This is a genomic window from Mesorhizobium sp. M4A.F.Ca.ET.020.02.1.1 (assembly GCF_004022645.1).
Taxonomy (GTDB): Bacteria; Pseudomonadota; Alphaproteobacteria; order Rhizobiales; family Rhizobiaceae; genus Mesorhizobium.
On the sequence record NZ_RZOI01000051.1, the window covers coordinates 1 to 17,510 of the forward strand.

Sequence of the window (17,510 nt, forward strand, 5' to 3'; positions counted from 1 at the left end):
GTCGTGAACCGCCGATATTTAGGGGCGCGCGGGGCACGGCCGTCTCCGATAATCCGCTTCGAGCCAAAAACCGGTGCGATCGTCGAGACCGTGGACGGCGCGGGGTTACCAACGACCGCGAGCCGCCACGTAGGTGAGTGTCCATGTTGCGGCTGGGCACCCAAGAAGGTGGACCTCGAGGCCGGCGTGCTTCGATCGCTCGTCGCGGGTGCGCCCTACTTGATGTCTCAGATCACCCCTGGACTCGTCGGGCACCTATCGCCAAAACCTGACGCTGACGAGCCCTTGCCGCTCGACGGCCGGCAACTGATTACCTTCACCGATGCGCGGCAGGGCACGGCCCGACACGCGGCGAACTTGCAGGTGGCATCGGAGCGCGGCTTCGTCCGAAGCTTTCTCTACCACTTTGTGCAGGATCGTCCCGTGCGGGACGACCAGGCCATCGCCGCGATCGAGGCTAAGCTCAAGCGACTGGCCTCCGACGAGCAGGACGGGATCACTCTCAGCCTCATGGCTGACCTTCGGTTGGCGCGAATCAGGCTCGAAGGGGTCGCCACCCCGAAGGCCTGGCGCCAACTTGTCGATCGACTCGCCGCTGAGCCCACAATCAACCGCTTTCTCTCGAATCTCTGGGTCGAGCGCGAAGAGACTTTCTCCGACCCAGCGCGGCTCGCTGAATTCATGCTATATCGGGAGATCATGCGACGGCCCGTCCGCGCCAACAGCGCTGAGACATTGGGCCTTTTGCGCTTGACCATTCCCGGCCTGGACGAGCCCAACGTGGTCGTTCCGGCTTCCGCAACGCGCTTAGGGTTGAATGCAGACGACTGGCGCGACCTCGTGCGCCTTCTCCTTACGCATTTTGTCCGAACTAACGTCATCCTGGATTTCGACGCTAAACGTTGGATGCGTTGGATTGACCGCCGCCAGAGCCACGTGGAAATGGTACCTTTCGAGCCTGCGCTTCCCTCAAGCCGATACGTCCGCTTCTGGCCACACCCCTACGGTCCAAGACCTTCTCGCGTGGTTCGGATGCTTGTCCAGGCGCTTGGTCTCGATCGCGATGATCCAAGCGTTCGGGATGACTTGAACGAACTTCTGCGGGCAGCATGGTCGACGTTGCAAAGGTTCATGACGGTCAGTCCGAATGGCTTCCGGCTACGGCTCGGCGACATGAATGTCACGCCGATCGAAAGGGCCTTCTGGTGCCCCAACACTCGACGTCTGGTGGACACGACCTTCCGCGGACTAAGCCCATACGACAAGCTCGGTGTGCACCCGAAAGCCGAAGCCGTCGACATGCCGACCCTGCCGTTTCCATGGCGCCGTGATGCCCACGGAGGTCGCGTCTCCGATTCAATTCTCGACGACTGGCTAGCGACCGATGAACGTGTCTCGCTCCTGAGGGCCAAGGGGGCCTGGGGCGATCAGCAGGATCGCGCGGCGAGGTTCTCGCCGTGGCTGCGCGCGGCGGAGCACTCCGCTCAGCAACCGAGTTTCCTGCTCCGCGACTACGAAAACGCCTTCAAATCTGGAAAAGTCAACGTCCTTGGATGCTCGACCACCATGGAGATGGGCGTTGACATTGGAAGCATCGAGGCGGTTCTAAACACCAATGCGCCACCGGCGATCGCTAATTACCGGCAGCGTGTCGGCCGGGCGGGACGGGCGCGTCAGCCGATCGCTCTTGGCCTGACGATTTGCAAGGATCGACCGCTCGACCGACTCGCGTTCGCAGATCCCGGCGCCTTCCTGGCGCGAGAAGCGCCCGCGCCGGTGGTCAGTCTCGAAAGCCCAACCATCGCTCGACGTCACGCCCACGCCCTTCTTCTTGCGCGCTTTCTGGCCACTCAGGGCGCCGAACTTCACAAACTGACGAATGGCGCCTTTTTCGGCCTCGGACTCAGCGCAGAAGTCCTGAATAACTTGCCTTGGCGTCGCTTCCTAGCATGGCTCGACGCCGCCGCTGCAGGTCTCAAGACGATGACATCGGATCTTGAGGAGGTGTTGCGCGGGACCCCCGTGCGACCAGACCCCGACCTCTTCGAAGGTGTCCGGGATACGATCGAGCGCATTCAGTCGGATTTGAGCGCGGAATGGGACGCACTAAGGGGCGATGAGCCGGATGCCGAAACCTCTGTGGTATCCAAGGCGCGGGACTTCCAACGTCGGAGGCTCCAGGGAAATTACCTTTTGGGTGAACTCGCCGGTCGCGGATTCCTACCGTCATATGGCTTCCCGAGCGACGTGGTGTCCTTCGTGACGGAGACTGGGGTCGAGCGACACAAGCGAGAGGACTCTGGCGAGAACCGCTTTAGTTCTCGAGGATACCCATCCCGACAACGCGACATCGCCATATTCGAGTATGCGCCTGGGCGGAGCTTGGTGGTGGACGGTGTCGTGCGAGAGTCCGCGGGCGTCACGCTGAATTGGAAACGCCCCGCCGATAAGGCCGGTGTGCGGGAGGTGCAAAGCCTTCGTCAGATGCGCCATTGTCAGTCCTGCGGCGCGTTACTGTCGGCGCCATCCGCCGTGTCTCCCGGCGCCTGCCCCGATTGCGGCAGCTCTGACTTCAAGATCATGCGATTCCTCGCTCCAGCCGGTTTTGCCGTCGACGCGCGCTACGAAGTTCATGATGACCCCTCGGACACCGGGACTTCAATGCTCGTCGACCCCTGGGTCTCGGCGCGCACTCTGGCTTGGCGCGCTCTCCCGGACCCAAACGTCGGGCGCCTCCGGACCGGCTCGGACGGTCTGGTCTTCTGGTTCAATCCAGGTCCGCACGGCCATGGGTTCGAGGTCTGCCTGCACTGTGGCCGCGCGGAAGCCGAACACCAAGCGGATGGCACCGGGTCCCTCGCGGGGCACCGTCCACTTCGCGGAGGCCCCCGTGCGGCCGACGAACGCACCTGCACAGGCGCGCCGGAGATCAACCCCTATGCCGTGGCGCGCCATCTACGACTCGGTCACGAAATTCGAACCGACGTCTGCGAAATACAACTCTACGACTGCGCCAGCCGTGAAGTGGCGCTGACGGTGGCTTTGGCGATCAGAGAAGCGGCCGCGCGTCGCCTCGGCGTGGATGCTGACGAGATGGGCTTTGCGGCGCCTCCCGCCATCCATCCTGCCGGCCAGCGCAATTGGACCGCTGCTGTCTTCGACCGGGCGAGCGGAGGCGCCGGCTTCTCTGCCACGATAGCTCGTGATCCCATCGGCATACTTAACGAGGCTAGAGACTTGCTGGACTGCAGCAAGTTGGGCCGTTGTGGCGATCCCGATGCAGTATTCGCCTGCCCTCGCTGCGTGCTCTCGGTTGATAGCCAACATGCGGTCGAAGGCACCGACCGGAGGGCAGCGCATTCCCTACTCACCGCCATTGGACGCAGTCTGGACCTTCCCAAGCGCTTCCGACTGTTCGGACCTGCCACCGAATATGAATCCGCACCTCTCCCCCAAGCACTCTCCGACCGCCTTGGGGACGATGCGTCGAATACACTGGTCGTGTTCATGTCAGGGCCTCCTGCAGAGTGGGAATTGGAGACTTGGCAAATGGCGCCCGTTCTGGAACGCTGGGGCGCTCGCGGGCGCGGGGTGCAGATCGCAGTCGACGCGAGCGCGCTGACCGCTACCGATGCCGTCACGCGTCGGAACGTGGTACTATGGGCTCAGCGCGCACGCGTCGACATCGTAGCGCGAAACGAAGTCGACAACGACGCCTGGCTGGCGGGTGTGGTCTCGACACGTGGGCTAACCGCTTGGGCATCATCGTCTGCATCCGCGAAGGCCGTGGGTATTGGTTGGGGCTCTGTCTCCGATGCTCCGGTGGTACGAGGTGCAACGGCGCTTGCCGCGCCGCGGGAGCGGCTAGATGTATCCGCCCTGCTCTCGGCCGGCGGCAGTGAGGCCATTTTCGAGATTGCTGATGAGCTCGACGGACCAGCCGCGGGTTTCGGTGCCCGGCTCAGGGCGCTGTTGCGCGCGCGCTCGACGGAATTAGCGCAGGTATTCTCTGCCCCGTGTTTGGAGATTCGCTATTCGGACAAGTACCTGTTCAATCCGCTGTCCATCCGTCTCCTGACGGAAGTGGTCGCCGCCTTCAGCGACTATGACACCAACGTCAAAGTGCAGACTCTCGCCGCCAAGACCGGCGGTGGGGCTCGTACAGGACCGTGGTTGCATAGGGATTGGGCCGACCTAGTTACGCGTACGGCGGTTATGGAGCAATCGCTTGTCGAGGTGGTGCCGAAAGTGCAGGTGTCACAAGTCCAATCCGCGCCGCACCGCCGTCGCCTTGAATTTCGAACGCCGCGTGGCTCTGGCACGATCTTCTTTGATCAGGGAATGGGCTCATGGCGAGTTACCGACGAACACCACGATCATGCTAGCTCAATCTCTGAGCAGGTGACGAGCCTTAAACGACCGTTCTCAGTTCTCAACGGTCTAGATGGGACGTTCCTTGCGGTGAGACTTGACTGAGAGTCGACTCCTCAAGGAATGCACGGTTCAGCGTGAATGGCGCGTCCGGCCAACTTTGGCGCCTGAAGGCAGCTGTTTTTGCGACGTTCGCCTATAGCGTCGCAGGCGGCTGCATCCCTAATGAGCACTGAGAACCATGACCTGTGACCATATAGACAACGACGATTATCCCGTTAGTTCACAGCGCAGCAGGATAATGCGTTCGGTACGGCAAAAGGACACGTCGCCCGAGATGAAAGTGCGATCGGCTCTTCATGCCGCCGGTCTGCGATACCGCCTTCATGTTAAGGGCCTCCCGGGAACGCCGGATCTCGTTTTTCCCCGGCGAAAGGTCGTGGTATTCGTTCATGGCTGTTTCTGGCATCGCCATCCGGGCTGCCATCTCGCGACCACGCCAAAGTCCAGGGTCGCGTTCTGGACGGAGAAGTTTAGGCGCAATCGGGAGCGTGACGCCGCTGCTGCGGGCGCACTTCGTTCGCGGGGCTGGGCTGTCGTGGAGGTGTGGGAATGCGAGATAAAGCGTAACGACTACCTGGAGCCGCTCCTACAAATATTGCGACTGGCGATAGATGCGCGGATGAGCCAACCACACCGCCTTCATCGAAGCTTTAACGCTAGTCTCAGACGGAAAACTTCCGAATCCGGAACGCGAGGTGCGGAGGGAGGATGAATTCGAATTCGTCGCCAAGGTGCAGCACCGTGGTGACCTCGAAGTGAAGCTGGCGATGGTGATTTGGACAGACCGTAATGACGTTTTGCGGCCCCAGCACATCAACGCTGAGTGTCGATACCTGCACCACGTGGTGAGCTTCGACATACGGCATACCATCCGGTTTGAAGAACGTGGCCCAAGCCTGACCCAAGACGTCGCAGCCCTGACACCTGGTTGTTCGTTAGCTTCACCATTGCTCCGATCGGCCCGCGTTCCACGTATCGGCTAATCCGGTGCTTGATGATCGGAGTAGCATCGCGCGTCAAATCCCACACCGCTTTGCGTATTTCGGGGTTTTGCAGGTCGGGTGCGCTTGCGAGTAGGGGCAGCTGATCAACGTTCGTACTAAAGTCGACAAGTGAGTCGATGAAGGCTTGTGCGGTGGCGGTACCGCCCCGCAACGCCGGTTCTAGTCTCGGAAGAGAAGGGCGGATGTCGAAAGATACCGCTAGTCGTAACTTTTATTGCCGGTGCCGGCAGATCGACGTTCCGACCTTCCGATCGTTGAAACGCTCCGGTGGATCTGCAATCTGAGTTCGCCGATATCGGAAACGTCGGATAGACGAATGGGATAGTCGGCCGTCTCCAATTTAACTCGACGGTCGTTCGGGTCGAGGTCGGCGAGGGCCTTACTGTCGACCCACGCCCCCTCAAGATTGCCACCGAGCACCGCGAGGCGGGCTAAGATGGTTTCAAGGGTCGCGATATAGTCCGGGTTGTAGGCGGGCTTGCCTCGGGAGACGCCGCCATTCGAGTGAAGCACGATGTCGACCCCGATGGCCGTTTCTTCGACCTCGAACTCTGCGTCCAGTATCTGACCATCCTCACCGAAAGCCGTCAAGACATTTTCCTCACGGCGCCGAGTGTTGGGCGAGCGACGCAGGGTTCCGATTCTCTGCCTCGCTAGCGATCATGCCAAGAATCTGACATCTATGCATCTTGTCGGGACCAAAACCTTATGTCGAACCTTTTACTGCAGTTGGCAGACCCGGACGAAGTGGCTGCGATCGTCGATGATGTGCGCCGGGAGGCTCGGTACGTTGTTACGGACTTTTCCGTCGAACTGGTGGTTTCGAAATTTCGCGATGAGGCCGAGACGGAAGGGGACATCTACGTTCCGGAGTATCAGCGAAGCCTCGCTTGGAACGAGGAGCAAAGCTCCTATTTCATCGAGAGCCTCATCCTCAGGGTCCCAGTTCCTCCGGTATTCCTCTATGACGTCGAGGGGCGCTTGGAGATCGTTGACGGCTCGCAACGGATCCGAAGCCTAGTACGATATTTGCGGGATGGGTTCGCGCTGAGAGGTCTCGAGAAGCTAGACATACTGAACGGATATCATTTCGCCGATTTGCCGCCCTCGGTGCAGCGGCGTCTCAACAACACGCCAATACGTTCGTTCGTCTTGGACCAGGGAACCGACGAAAGCACCCGTGTTGAGCTGTTCAGGCGCCTCAACACATCAGGAAAGCGACTTGAAGACGCCGAAATACGGAAAGGCGTTTACCGCGGTGCCTTCCTCGATCTGGTGATTGAAAGGGCTGCATCAGACCTCTTTAAGAGCTTGACGCCCCATATGGCCAAGGGCGTCGACGCTCGCAGCGAGCGTCAAGAGCTAGTCACGCGCTTTTTCATCTACTGCGACCGCTACCTGGCGTTCCGCCACGATGTCAGGAAATTCCTCGACTCCAACATGGACAAGCTGAACAAGTCCACTGACGAAGCGCGGCTCTCGGAGATGGGCGCCGAATTCGAGCGGACAATGCAGTTTATCCGCATGTACTATCCGAAGGCCTTCTATCGGCCGGATGGAGGGAAACGCGTTCCTCGTGTCCGCTTCGAAGCCATTGCCGTTGGAACGGCGCTCGCCTTACGGAGCGATCCGGCCTTAAGGCCGCCATCGGATGCATGGCTGCGGTCGAAGCAGTTCGAGGAGCTGGTGCGGACGGACGCCAGCAACAGTGCTCCGAAGCTCCGGGGGCGTATCGAATACGTCCGCGACAGCCTGCTCGGCCGTCCGTATGAGCGTTGAGGGACGCTTTCGCGTCCGCGCGCAGGACGTGTCCGAGTACCTAAAGTCTCTGCAGTCGCTGGAGCGTGTTTACAACATACCCGGCCGCAGTTTCTACCGCGCAACGGCGGCGATCACGGCGTCCCGCGCCTCCGCCTTCATCATGATGTACAACTGCATAGAGTTCGGTTCCCGAGAGGCGTTGGTAGGGCTGCGACAGGAGATCCTGGCAGGCGGTGGCGGCTTTATGGCTCTGAAAGACTACTGGCAGGAAGAGATAGCCCGAGCTCACTTCCGCGACCGGCTCACCCAGGGCGCCAACCACGACAGCCTCATCCGCGACGTGGCCAGGTTCGCGCCTGGGGTCGTGGACTGGAAATCAGACCTGCGCCGTCTGCCGTTTTCCGGAAATGTCGACAACGAGGAATTGCTACGCTTCGTCGCGCGGATCGAAAGCCGATGGCGACCACCGCGATCTTGCCTCGGCGGTTCCGACCTGGTCCTTATAAGACAGATGCGCAACACACTTGCTCATGGCGCCGAGACGTTCGAGACCGTCGGTTCCCAATTCAGCACTCAGGACATTACCGAGAAGTTTCGACGGACAAGGATCTTCATGGTCTCGCTCATTAAGGGGCTTGAGCGCTACAAGACAAGGCAGCACTACCGCCGCGTTTAGGCGGGTACTTCTTCGAGACCGCAGTGGGTCGCCAGTGCTCGCGCGAAGTCTTGGTTCTTAGTTAGCCCACTCTTCATGTAGCGGCGAAGAAATCCCTCGGCGGCGCGGACGGATAATGTCTGTGCATCGTTCAAGCCAAAGCTCGCGATCGAGACGCGGCGTTCGTCTGCCGGTCCTTCACCCGCCCCAGGTATGTAGCGTGAAGTCTGCTTAGGGCCACCCCACGCCGCGTTGTGCTGGGAAAGCGTCTCGGTACCGTGTTCCTGATAGGCAAGGCTGTGGGCTTCCGAGGCCACCAGACGTTGTCCGACCCAGGTCGCCACAGGCACGCTCACAGCGTTGCCAACAAGGCGCCAGCGCCCGCGCTCGCCCTTATTGGTGTCGCGGGCAGCCGCCGTCCAGCCAGCGGGGAAACCTTGAAGGCGTTCCGCATCCTCGATGCCAGGCGTCTGAAACAGTCCAGTTTCCACCGTCCAAATAGCAGGCGGTGAAGGTATGCTTAGGCCGGAGCCCCCTTTTAGGGGTGGTACTGCATCAGGGGTCCAACCCACGCCACGATTGCCCTCAGTCCAGTAAAATCCGATGTTGGCCGCCCAATCGCTTGCGGGCGCTACGCGGTCGATACCGTCGAAGAGGAGGTTTCCGGGGTCACCCTCCAACATGCCGACGATGAAAATGCGCCGGCGTCGATGCGGAAGCCCAAATTCCCGAGTGTCCAGCACGCGGTACGCCCAGCGGTAGCCGCGTTCGGCTAGCTCGGCGGTAACGTACCGTACTGCCTTGCCCTTCTGCAGATTTAGGGAGAACGCAACGTTTTCGAGAACTATAGTATTCGGCTTCTTCGGTGTAGCGTCGAGCAACCTGAACACGTGCGACACCAGCCCGGACTGGCTGCCGTCCAAACCAGCCATCCGTCCAGCTTGACTGAGATCCTGGCAAGGCCAGCCACCGACAAGGGCGTCGCACTTGGGGAGACGAGGCATGGCCGTGACATCGTCGACAAGACTGATCTCCGGAAAGCGGCTTCGCAAGACGGCCTGTGCCGCAGAATCCTTTTCGCACATCAGGGACGTCTTTAGGCCCGCTTTGGCGAAACCCACCTCGAATCCACCAATTCCCGAAAATAGGCTTGCGACGGTCTGATTCGACATGAGATTCTCCGAATCCCTTATCAGTTAACAGAGATCCGTTTCAAACTCGAGAAAATAAATCGCAGCTTGGCTAGCGCCAAGCTGGCCAATATGGCTCGATCGCCCATCTGCGCAGGCAGGGCGAAGGTCGTGTTTCAGGAAAGTCGGGGAATTCACTCAGAGTTCAAGGTAGAACTTTCTAGCCGGTTGGCCCGAAAGCAGGCCTGTTGAAGCGTCTGCTTCGGGTCACGTCACGAAGATACTCGCACCGAATTGAAGGTCCGTTATGGAAGATCCGAGGCCCGAAGCTTCCAGTCCGCTATCGGCCCCAAGAATGACGGGCTGCAATGCGCCATATCGGTCGTATAAAGTGCCCCCATCCGTTCCCGAAAGCCGTCGTCTGTTACCTGGCTCGTGAGCTGCCGGCAGTCTATCCGAGGTTTCGTTACAATTGTCGGCGGACATCTCGAACATCGTTGCAATTGACGCACACGGATATCTATTAGATGGCGGTAAATCGGACGGTAGCCGCTATTCTCGAGACGGCGGATTCTGCCATTGAGGGGGATGTACCGGCATGCGACTCATCCAGAACAAGGCGTCCGATGATCATCGGACCGCTGTCGCCCATGTTTTGGAGGGCGCTGAGCAGATCAGCATCGCCGTCGCCTTCCTAAAAGAGGGTGGCGCACGGATCATCGGGCTGCTCCTAGAGGCACGCCTGAAGCAGGGCGCTAAAATTGAAGCTTTCCTCGGTACTGATTTCTACATCACCGAGCCAAAGGCGCTCGCGCATTTGCTCGCAATAAAGAAGCGGTTCGGGGCCTTCGAAATGTTTCTTGCAAACGGCAAGACCGCAACCTTTCACCCGAAGTCCTATGTCGGACGAAGCGAAGGCCAGGTTCGGTGTCTGATCGGGTCAGCGAACCTCACGACCGGCGCCCTGACAACAAACGATGAAATTTCAATCCTGGCGACCGTGAACTCGGACGAACAACTGTCGTCGGATCTGAAAGTCACCTTTGCCGATTTTCGTGAGAGCGGCAGCTTCCAAGAACTCGATGACCTGGTGCTTGGGCAATATGCCTCGCGACACAAAGACGCCGAGCGATTGCGACGCAAACTTGAGAAAGAGCTCGAAGACAACTTCGCCGCACAGTTCGATCTGCGGCGCTTGAATGGCTTCCTCCGCCAGTACCGCGCAGACAAGACCGAACGTTCCGCGCTGGCGAAGCGCCGGACCGATCGGGACAAGGCATTGAAGGTTCAGCAATTGATCGCGGATCTCGGCAACGCGCCGAGGATTTCGAAGGAAATGAGGAGCGTCTTCGCAGAGAATCTAAGCAATCTGATTTCTTCAAGAGAGCCTTATCAACATCTCTGGCATTCCGGCGACATTCATCGACGAGGGTCGGCGGCACTCGATCATCCCAAGAAGACGATCACACTGTTCGCCGCGGGCAGGAAGGCAGCCAAACTCGCGCCAGAACGGGGTTACGAGCAGATGCGTCAGCTAGCGCTCGGTATTCCTGGCGTGGGCGTGAATATGATCACGGCGATTCTCTGCACCTTCGCCCCGAAGCGGTACGCTGTCTTCAACGGCAATACCTCCGGCGCCCTAGCGGCGATCGGCATTGGCGCGCCTCGAAGTCCAACTGTCGCAACGCTGTCGGCCGAACGATACACGCAATTGTGCGCTACCATCGACGCGCTGCGGAGGCGCATCGGTGGCGCTGATTTCACGGACGCCGACGCGTTTCTCAACTGGCTGTATTTCAAGACGAAGCCTTCCAAGCGCGCGCATGAGGGAGGCGCCCCAAAAACCTCACCTTGCGTGTCGCGGCCACGCCAAGTTGTCCGGCAGCACCGCGCCTCTAATCGGCCGTTCAGGCAGAGTTTGCCTTCACCGAAAGCGGGCAGTCCGTTCGAGTGAACCACATGGCCCATAGTGCCCCAATCGAACGAATCTCGCTTCTATGGCGTGACCCGAACGGCGCTCTCAGCACGCCCACGGCATCAGAGTTGTCAGCTGGAAATAAATGCGCCAGGTGAGTAGCGCCCCGAGCCCGCAGACGACAAGGATGATGCCAAGGACGAATCGGTGAAGTGTAATCCGGTTTTCCAGCTTGCGATAAAGAGGGAGGAACTCCGCGGCGACGACCGAGTAATCGCCCTTCAGCTTGGTCTTCTGTCGGGTCAGATCGTCGTCTATCGTCGACAGCGTCAGCAGCTGGTTGACGATGGCAAACGCCAGGAGGGCAACGAACAGCGGTGCACCGAGCGAGATGGCGAGGTTTGCCCAGAAATTCACGTCGCATTGAGTTGCGGGCTTGAGCTGCGTGGCGATGATCACACTCGCGACGGGAATGCCCATTATCTGGTTCTGGATGTCATGGAATGTCTTATGGATCTTACCGGTGTAGTCCGCGATGGCCTCTTCCGCCTTCCCCCGGATCTTGTCGTACGAGAACTCCGACGCGAACAGCCTATAGCTGTCCTCGCACTTTGTGACGAAGTCCCGAAAGTGTCGAAGAAGGTACCTGAAGCGCTCGCCTTCGGGATGGGTGCGACACGTCTCGATGAGCGTGGTAGCAACGATCGCAGCCTTCTGGTCCTTGTGCACCTTCTGCATGACGAAGTTCTCGAACTCGTCGACCAGTATGGAGTTTACGGAGACAAGGTCCGATGACCTGAAGTCTACACGGACCATCAGCCGGATCGAGCCGAGGAACAGCATCTCCGCCTGGTACGGGTCGAGAAACGCAGCCGCCTCTTTTAAGGTGCGGACCAGGCGCAATGCGTTCCGGTAGCGCGCGACGGCGTCGGGAACGACGGTATCGTTGTAGGCGAACCTCTCCTCGATCAGGTAATAGCGCTCCGGCTCGGCTATGCGGTTGCGACGGTTCTCGAGCAGCCGGTCGAGGGTGAGCGCGAGGAAGCCAAGTCCTGTGCGTGGAGCGCCGATTTCGACGCTAACTGTCGCGCCTATGACGACCGCCGACGCTGAGTCGACCGTGAATGCCGCGTCGTCGAAAGCCTTCTCATCGCTTTCAATCTGCTTCAGCGTTTCCACAATGCTGTAATCGCGGACCGTCAACTTTCCCGCGGAGCCATCTTTCGAGAACTCCGTGTTGCGGTAGAGTGCTATCAGCTGGTCGAACGTGATCATGAGGCTACGCTACTCCTGATCGTGTTCCAGTCTTTCGATCAGGTCGGGAGGGAGTTCGGTGAAGGTCAGGGTCTTCTTGTCGTCGTTATAGACGATCTTGCCGTCGGTAAGGGCTTGCCGATTGAATTCGACCGACCAGAGCCGCGTCTTCGCGGAGAACTTCACCATCGGCGACAGCGCTCGCTTCTTCGGAACGAAGCCGTCGCCAAGTCCGACATCCGGATCTCCGAGCGATTTGGCGAGTTCTTTCGGGTTCTCTGGAAAGAGCTCGTTGGAGAATGTCTCGAGATCCAAAGGCTCGTTGTCCCGGATGTATCGCTGGCAGATGTCGTACGCCTTCTGCAGGAAAGCTTGCTTGTCCTTCACGAAGCCCTTCGCCGGCTCGGCGAAACCGTTCAGCACGCGCACCAGTGTCCTGGTATCCTCGAGGTCCTGAACGGTGCTGTCGCAACCGAGGAACTCCTTGAAGTACTCGGCGACGTTCCCCTTGCCCTTTAGGAAGCCGATGTAACGGTCCGCCGAGTTAGTCCATGCCGTCATGTTGATCCGGCCGGCGAAGCGGAAGCCGTCGAGGTCGAGGTGTTCGACTGACGCGATGTCAAAGCTTTTGGTGAGCGCCGCACCGAGCTTGTCGTTGATGATCGCCACTAGCAGAAACCGTTGCTCGTCCTTCTCGAGATGCGCGAAAAGGACGTGACCGCCCGTCGCCCCGGGCTTTCGGCGCGCCTGAACGGTCAGTGTCGTCATCAGCTTGGCCGTGAGCGTGGCGAAGTCCTTGAAGTCGCCCTTCCGGAACTCGTCAAGATAGGTCTGTGCCGGATAGTTGTCGGAGCTTGCCGCGAAGCGCCCGTGAGACTTCGAGGCGCGGCTCGCATACATGGCGTGCAGCTCGCCGACCACGCGCTCCACCGTTTCCGAGACCTTGAGGTGCGCGTTACCCGACACCGTTTCAAAACTCTCGGAATTCCTCTTCAGGTCGTGCACCGCGACCTGAATGACCTGCTCGACCATCGAATCCTCCCCCTCGTGATGGCAGTTATGCGAGACGTGAGGGCCCGAACGCAAGTGTTCGAAGGATTAGCAGACCGAATATCCACGCCATGCGTGTCGAAAGGCGGAACGTCTTTCGATCCGCTCATGGCCTACGATCGCAGCGCGGTTTGGATCTTCTTCCACTCAGGAATTTCATCGAAATGGTACTTACGCAGCCTCGTGAAAAGATCGAACGCGTGAAGGGTTCTTAGGATTAAGAGCGGGGCATTGAACGACGCCATTAGCACGCCCGAGAGAGTATCTTGCCGTTCAGCGAGCAACGCCTTGAGAACGACGATCTCGTTGCCGGGGTCTACGATCCAGGCTCCGGCATTGGCAACGAAGGTCACCGACACGGAGTCGGCAGCCGGGTGACCGATCTCGCAAAGTTTCGCGTAGGAACGGCTTTATGCCGGGAATCTTCATTCCATCCACGTGGTCGACGTACTGGAAGGTCTGCATCGCCTTGCGACTGCCGGTGTCTTTTCGGTCTTCAGCACCTTCCGGGCATGCGTGAAGTGTATCAGCGTGTCTTCCAACTCCTTAGCGGACAGCATGGGCTCCCCAGCCTGACCCGAAATCTCGGCTCGTATCGCATCCTTGTTGTAGGCGAGCGTCCGGGCCACTGGTCCCAGGCTGTGGTTTATATCGCCTGCGGATTCGATCAGGCTTCTACACGCCGACGCGCAGCCATATAGACTTCCCGCCTCATGTTCGCGGACCGCCACCTTGATCCACCTGGACGTACGGAACACCGATGCGACCGAAGCCATATGCGCCCGGTACAGCATCTCCGTCCAATAGATGTGCCCCATGTACGCCCGCCCGATCGATTCGTCGCGAGCCCTGTATTCGAAATCCGACAAGTCCTTGAAAGTGTACCTGTCTCTCATCAGATCAGGCGCAATGTCGTTGACGATGCGGCCGTAGAGTTCGGAATTCTTCCGAACACTGCGGACTTTTCTTAATGTCCAGATCGAGAGCTGGTGTCGAGGGCGAAACTTGGACCATGCAGCGATCGTCTTTCAAACACATCCTAACAGAGAAGCCGGACGCCATGCGAAGCACGTCGGTGACCGGCTGCTTTCGTATCTTCATTCGCCAAGACCCGACCGCCTACTGTCGGCCCAAACGGGACGTCTGAGTAGTGGCTCGCTGATCGCCACTCCTGGCGCAAAGCTGCCAATCGTTGTGCGGCGCCCTCGTCGACTTCGATCGACGAGCCGAAATTGCCTTGCTCCATCTAAAGTTTGAGCGATGAGTTAAAACCGATATGATTAGAAATATCGGTTTCAGCACCAAAGAGTGGCAACTCTGCGACGGCGGTTTTTCGACGGTCCTCGGGATAACGGCTCCGATTTCGACACTGAGGGAGGGTGCGCAAGAGGGCCAGCGGGATGTCGCAGGTGGTTAGCCCCGGTCGTGCACAATGCAATGTAGCCGTCCACCGACTTGCCCCACGAGTCCGCTTAGAAACGCTCTCCTCCCGTGATCCACAGTCCACACGTTGCTACCAGTTTACGCCGCACGAGCTAGTCAGGCCGCTTCCGCTTAACGAGGCTCTTCTTATTTTAGCCCAACACGATCTGCTCGCAGCGAAATGGCAACTAGGATGCGGCTTTGTGCTTCGACACCAACCCGCCCGGAGTATCAGGACCGAGGCAGCGTCCATGAAGAGTGACGCAATCTCGTATCCCCCACGAGGGCTATCTCGTGAGGAAGCAGCTCGTTACATCGGTGTCGGATCGACGCTTTTTGACGAGATGGTTGCCGATGGGCGTATGCCAAAGCCCAAGCGCATCAATAGCCGCGCTGTCTGGGATCGTGTAGCCTTGGATATCGCTTTCACCTCGTTGCCGGACAAAGACAGCGGCCTTCAAGAGCTGTTGGAACGAAGCAAACGGGGCGTGGAAAAAAGATAGCAACTACGCTCGTTGCGTATACGCTGCAGGCGTAGTACGATGATAGCCCGTGCGGAAGGCATGATGTGAACGAGAATGAGAAACTTGCGCAAGACGTGAAAGCATGGCGGGCAAAGGAAGGGTTTACTGCCGAAGCCGCGGCCAAGGTACTGGGAATACCGAGGCGCACCTTTGAAGGCATAGAGCAAGGAAGAGGGTTTCGTTACCCGGTGCTCCTGCGCGTTGCCATCAAAAGCAAAACCCTTTCGCTACGGGCGAGTCTGAAAGGGTCCCCCGGACTGAAAGGAGCATTTGATGGCTCGGCCATTTAAGGATGCCCGTTACCCTGGGGTATCTTCGCGCCTCAAGAACGGCAAGCTAATCTATCGCTACCGCGCAAAGGGCATGCCTGAAATCCGCCTTCCCGGTAAGCCCGGCGATCCCGAGTTCGAGGCGGCTTACGAGAAGGCCACGCAGGGTCAAGGCAAGAAGGCAGTTATCGTCGATTTGCCCGGTCGGGCACTGCCAAAAACCTTTGGTCATGCCGCGCGCCGGCTTGAAACGACAATGGAGTGGTTGGGCTTTGATGAAGCCACGCAGCAGAAGAATGCGCGACTGATTGAGCGTTTTCTCAACCTGCCGGTCGATCCCAACTACCCACTCACCTGGCGCAATACTCCTGTTGAACATCTCGACGCGGATCGGCTTCGCGCCATCATTGAAGGCATCTTCAGGACGAACCGCACAGTCGCCAAACACACGTTGGTCGCCATCAAGAAGCTTCTATGGGTCGCGACCGATGTCGAAAAATGGATCAAGCCGCAGGATGATCCGTCGCTATCTATCCGCGTGCGGGTGCCCAAATCGACCAAGAACCCAGCTTGGCCAATTGCGATGCGCGAAAAGTTCGAGGAGCGACACCCCATCGGTACAGCCGCGCGCACCTGCTATGCACTGGGGTTCTGGCTTGGAAATCGGCGCGGCGATATCGCTGCTCTTGAGTGGGACGATCTTTTAACCGAAGAGATCGAACTGTTCGACGGCTCGCTGGTGCTAATCGAGGCCTTTGATTTCCGCCAGAAGAAGAACCGCAACCGCCATGGCGGGCGGGAGATGTTCATTCCAGTCGTAGACAAACTAGCAACGGCCTTGGACCTGCTCGATCGCTCGAGAGGCGGCACGGTCTTAAAGAACGCCTATGGCAGGTCATTCTCGGAAAAGAGCCTGACCGGCATGATGCAGCACTGGACGCGGCAGGCGGGAATTCCAAGCGGCTACACGCTTCATGGCCTGCGCCGCACCTTCGGCACCTACCTCGCTGAATGCAACATCCAGGCGCGCGCCATCATGGAGGCGATGGGTCATTCCTCCATGACGGTAACAGATGAGTATGTGCGTGAGGCCAATAAGAAGCGGATCGCGGTTGATATTGCTCGTGCCATCAACGAGCGCGAGGCCAAACGCGACGCCATGAAGCGGCGGGCAAACCTCCGCATCGTCAGATAATCAAATCGAGTCGGAACAAACCGGGACCACGGTCCTGCTTTGGGCCCATAATGGGCCCAAAACGTTTTGGGCCGAGGGCACTTTTTGTGAATAAAAACAATGGTTATGGTGGGCCCGGAGGGACTCGAACCCCCAACCAAGCGGTTATGAGCCGCCGGCTCTAACCATTGAGCTACAGGCCCCACGCGGCTGGCTTAGTGTTTTTCCTTCCTCGGCACAAGGCTTTCCGGGCGGGCTGGCAGCGATCGCCCAAATCAGCCCATATTCGCGCTCTAGTTGCCAGATGCGACTGGTTCGCAGACCGAGGAGATTTTCATGACCAGACGTCTTTTGCCCCTCATGCCCCTGGCGCTTGCTGCCGCCATCGCCTTGCCGGCGGCGGCCGGCGCCGCCGATTCGCAAGCCGCGCCCCGCATCGTCGTGTCGGGCGAAGGCCATGCGACCGCAGCGCCCGATCTCGCGCTGTTGACGCTCAGCGTCATGCGCGAGGCCAAGACCGCGCGCGCCGCGCTCGACGCCAACAACGACGCCATGGCCGCGGTGATCGCGGCGATGAAATCGGCCGGCATCAAGGACCGCGACCTGCAGACGGCGGGCATCCAGATCAATCCGCGCTACAACTACACCAACAAGCCGGACGGCAGCCAGGAGGCCGAGCTTGTCGCCTACCAGGTGACCAACACGCTTTCGGTGCGCATCCGCGACATCGACAAGACCGGCGATATCCTCGACAAGGCGGTGTCGCTCGGCGTCAACCAGGGTGGCGGCATTGCCTTCTCCAACGAAGACCCGTCCGCCGCTGTCACCGAGGCCCGCAAGAAGGCGGTCGCCGACGCCATGGCCAAGGCCAGGACGCTGGCCGAGGCCGCCGGTGTCAGCATCGGCCGGGTGCTGGAG

The 17,510-nt window shown here is 59.4% G+C and carries 16 protein-coding genes and 1 tRNA gene; 9 read left to right on the forward strand and 8 right to left on the reverse strand.

Going from position 1 to position 17,510, the window contains the following annotated elements; translation table 11 throughout:
* Positions 1-285: 285 nt before the first annotated feature.
* Together EN742_RS06040 and EN742_RS06045 are read left to right on the forward strand one after the other, a co-directional pair.
* On the forward strand, positions 286-4,476 hold the full coding sequence (locus EN742_RS06040) for a helicase-related protein (protein ID WP_189375195.1): 4,191 nt from the start codon (positions 286-288) through the stop codon (positions 4,474-4,476).
* 136 nt (positions 4,477-4,612) lie between these two features.
* Complete coding sequence (locus EN742_RS06045; RefSeq protein ID WP_091595102.1) at positions 4,613-5,146, forward strand: very short patch repair endonuclease; 534 nt, start codon at positions 4,613-4,615, stop codon at positions 5,144-5,146.
* On the opposite strand, the gene EN742_RS37880 is transcribed toward EN742_RS06045, so the two are convergent.
* A complete protein-coding gene (locus EN742_RS37880) occupies positions 5,097-5,339 on the reverse strand; it encodes an HNH endonuclease signature motif containing protein (RefSeq protein WP_189375197.1) in 243 nt (80 codons plus the stop codon). The genes EN742_RS06045 and EN742_RS37880 overlap by 50 nt on opposite strands.
* A gap of 297 nt (positions 5,340-5,636) precedes the next feature.
* Entirely contained in the window at positions 5,637-6,029 is a 393-nt protein-coding gene (locus tag EN742_RS06050; RefSeq protein ID WP_126034260.1) for a hypothetical protein, read from the reverse strand.
* Between the two features lie 117 nt (positions 6,030-6,146).
* Here EN742_RS06050 and EN742_RS06055 point away from each other — a divergent pair, with 117 nt between their 5' ends.
* Entirely contained in the window at positions 6,147-7,217 is a 1,071-nt protein-coding gene (locus tag EN742_RS06055; protein ID WP_091595096.1) for a DUF262 domain-containing protein, read from the forward strand.
* Positions 7,207-7,875, forward strand: a complete 669-nt coding sequence (locus EN742_RS06060; protein ID WP_091595094.1) for a hypothetical protein — start codon at positions 7,207-7,209, stop codon at positions 7,873-7,875. The genes EN742_RS06055 and EN742_RS06060 overlap by 11 nt, the downstream gene beginning before the upstream one ends.
* Here the strand turns inward: EN742_RS06060 and EN742_RS06065 are convergent.
* Complete coding sequence (locus EN742_RS06065) at positions 7,872-9,026, reverse strand: DNA cytosine methyltransferase (protein ID WP_126034261.1); 1,155 nt, start codon at positions 9,024-9,026, stop codon at positions 7,872-7,874. The genes EN742_RS06060 and EN742_RS06065 overlap by 4 nt on opposite strands.
* Before the next feature lie 556 nt (positions 9,027-9,582).
* On the opposite strand from EN742_RS06065, the gene EN742_RS06070 reads away from it, so the two are divergent.
* Complete coding sequence (locus EN742_RS06070) at positions 9,583-10,938, forward strand: hypothetical protein (protein ID WP_091595090.1); 1,356 nt, start codon at positions 9,583-9,585, stop codon at positions 10,936-10,938.
* A gap of 66 nt (positions 10,939-11,004) precedes the next feature.
* On the opposite strand, the gene EN742_RS06075 is transcribed toward EN742_RS06070, so the two are convergent.
* The 4 genes from EN742_RS06075 to EN742_RS06090 form a co-directional block, all read right to left on the reverse strand.
* The gene (locus tag EN742_RS06075) at positions 11,005-12,174 is read right to left on the reverse strand and encodes a hypothetical protein (protein WP_128332544.1); all 1,170 of its coding nucleotides are present in this window, start codon (positions 12,172-12,174) and stop codon (positions 11,005-11,007) included.
* 9 nt (positions 12,175-12,183) lie between these two features.
* On the reverse strand, positions 12,184-13,185 hold the full coding sequence (locus tag EN742_RS06080; protein ID WP_091595086.1) for a nucleoid-associated protein: 1,002 nt from the start codon (positions 13,183-13,185) through the stop codon (positions 12,184-12,186).
* A gap of 131 nt (positions 13,186-13,316) precedes the next feature.
* Positions 13,317-13,562, reverse strand: a complete 246-nt coding sequence (locus EN742_RS06085) for a hypothetical protein (RefSeq protein ID WP_126034262.1) — start codon at positions 13,560-13,562, stop codon at positions 13,317-13,319.
* 66 nt (positions 13,563-13,628) lie between these two features.
* Positions 13,629-14,021: a hypothetical protein gene (locus EN742_RS06090; RefSeq protein WP_126034263.1), complete on the reverse strand. Its 393-nt coding sequence runs from the start codon at positions 14,019-14,021 to the stop codon at positions 13,629-13,631.
* Between the two features lie 855 nt (positions 14,022-14,876).
* Here EN742_RS06090 and EN742_RS06095 point away from each other — a divergent pair.
* The 3 genes from EN742_RS06095 to EN742_RS06105 all read left to right on the forward strand — a co-directional run bounded on the left by EN742_RS06095 (position 14,877) and on the right by EN742_RS06105 (position 16,613).
* A complete protein-coding gene (locus EN742_RS06095; protein WP_091595315.1) occupies positions 14,877-15,128 on the forward strand; it encodes a hypothetical protein in 252 nt (83 codons plus the stop codon).
* A gap of 65 nt (positions 15,129-15,193) precedes the next feature.
* Positions 15,194-15,439 carry a helix-turn-helix domain-containing protein gene (locus tag EN742_RS06100; protein ID WP_236387255.1) on the forward strand — a complete coding sequence of 82 codons (246 nt, stop codon included), beginning with the start codon at positions 15,194-15,196 and terminating at the stop codon, positions 15,437-15,439.
* Positions 15,423-16,613, forward strand: a complete 1,191-nt coding sequence (locus EN742_RS06105; RefSeq protein WP_091595079.1) for a site-specific integrase — start codon at positions 15,423-15,425, stop codon at positions 16,611-16,613. Before EN742_RS06100 ends, EN742_RS06105 begins: the two co-directional genes overlap by 17 nt.
* Positions 16,614-16,719: 106 nt before the next feature.
* On the opposite strand, the gene EN742_RS06110 is transcribed toward EN742_RS06105, so the two are convergent.
* A tRNA-Ile gene (locus EN742_RS06110) sits at positions 16,720-16,795 on the reverse strand.
* A gap of 133 nt (positions 16,796-16,928) precedes the next feature.
* On the opposite strand from EN742_RS06110, the gene EN742_RS06115 reads away from it, so the two are divergent.
* Positions 16,929-17,510: SIMPL domain-containing protein (locus EN742_RS06115; RefSeq protein ID WP_148670037.1), on the forward strand; the 582-nt coding region annotated here is incomplete at its 3' end.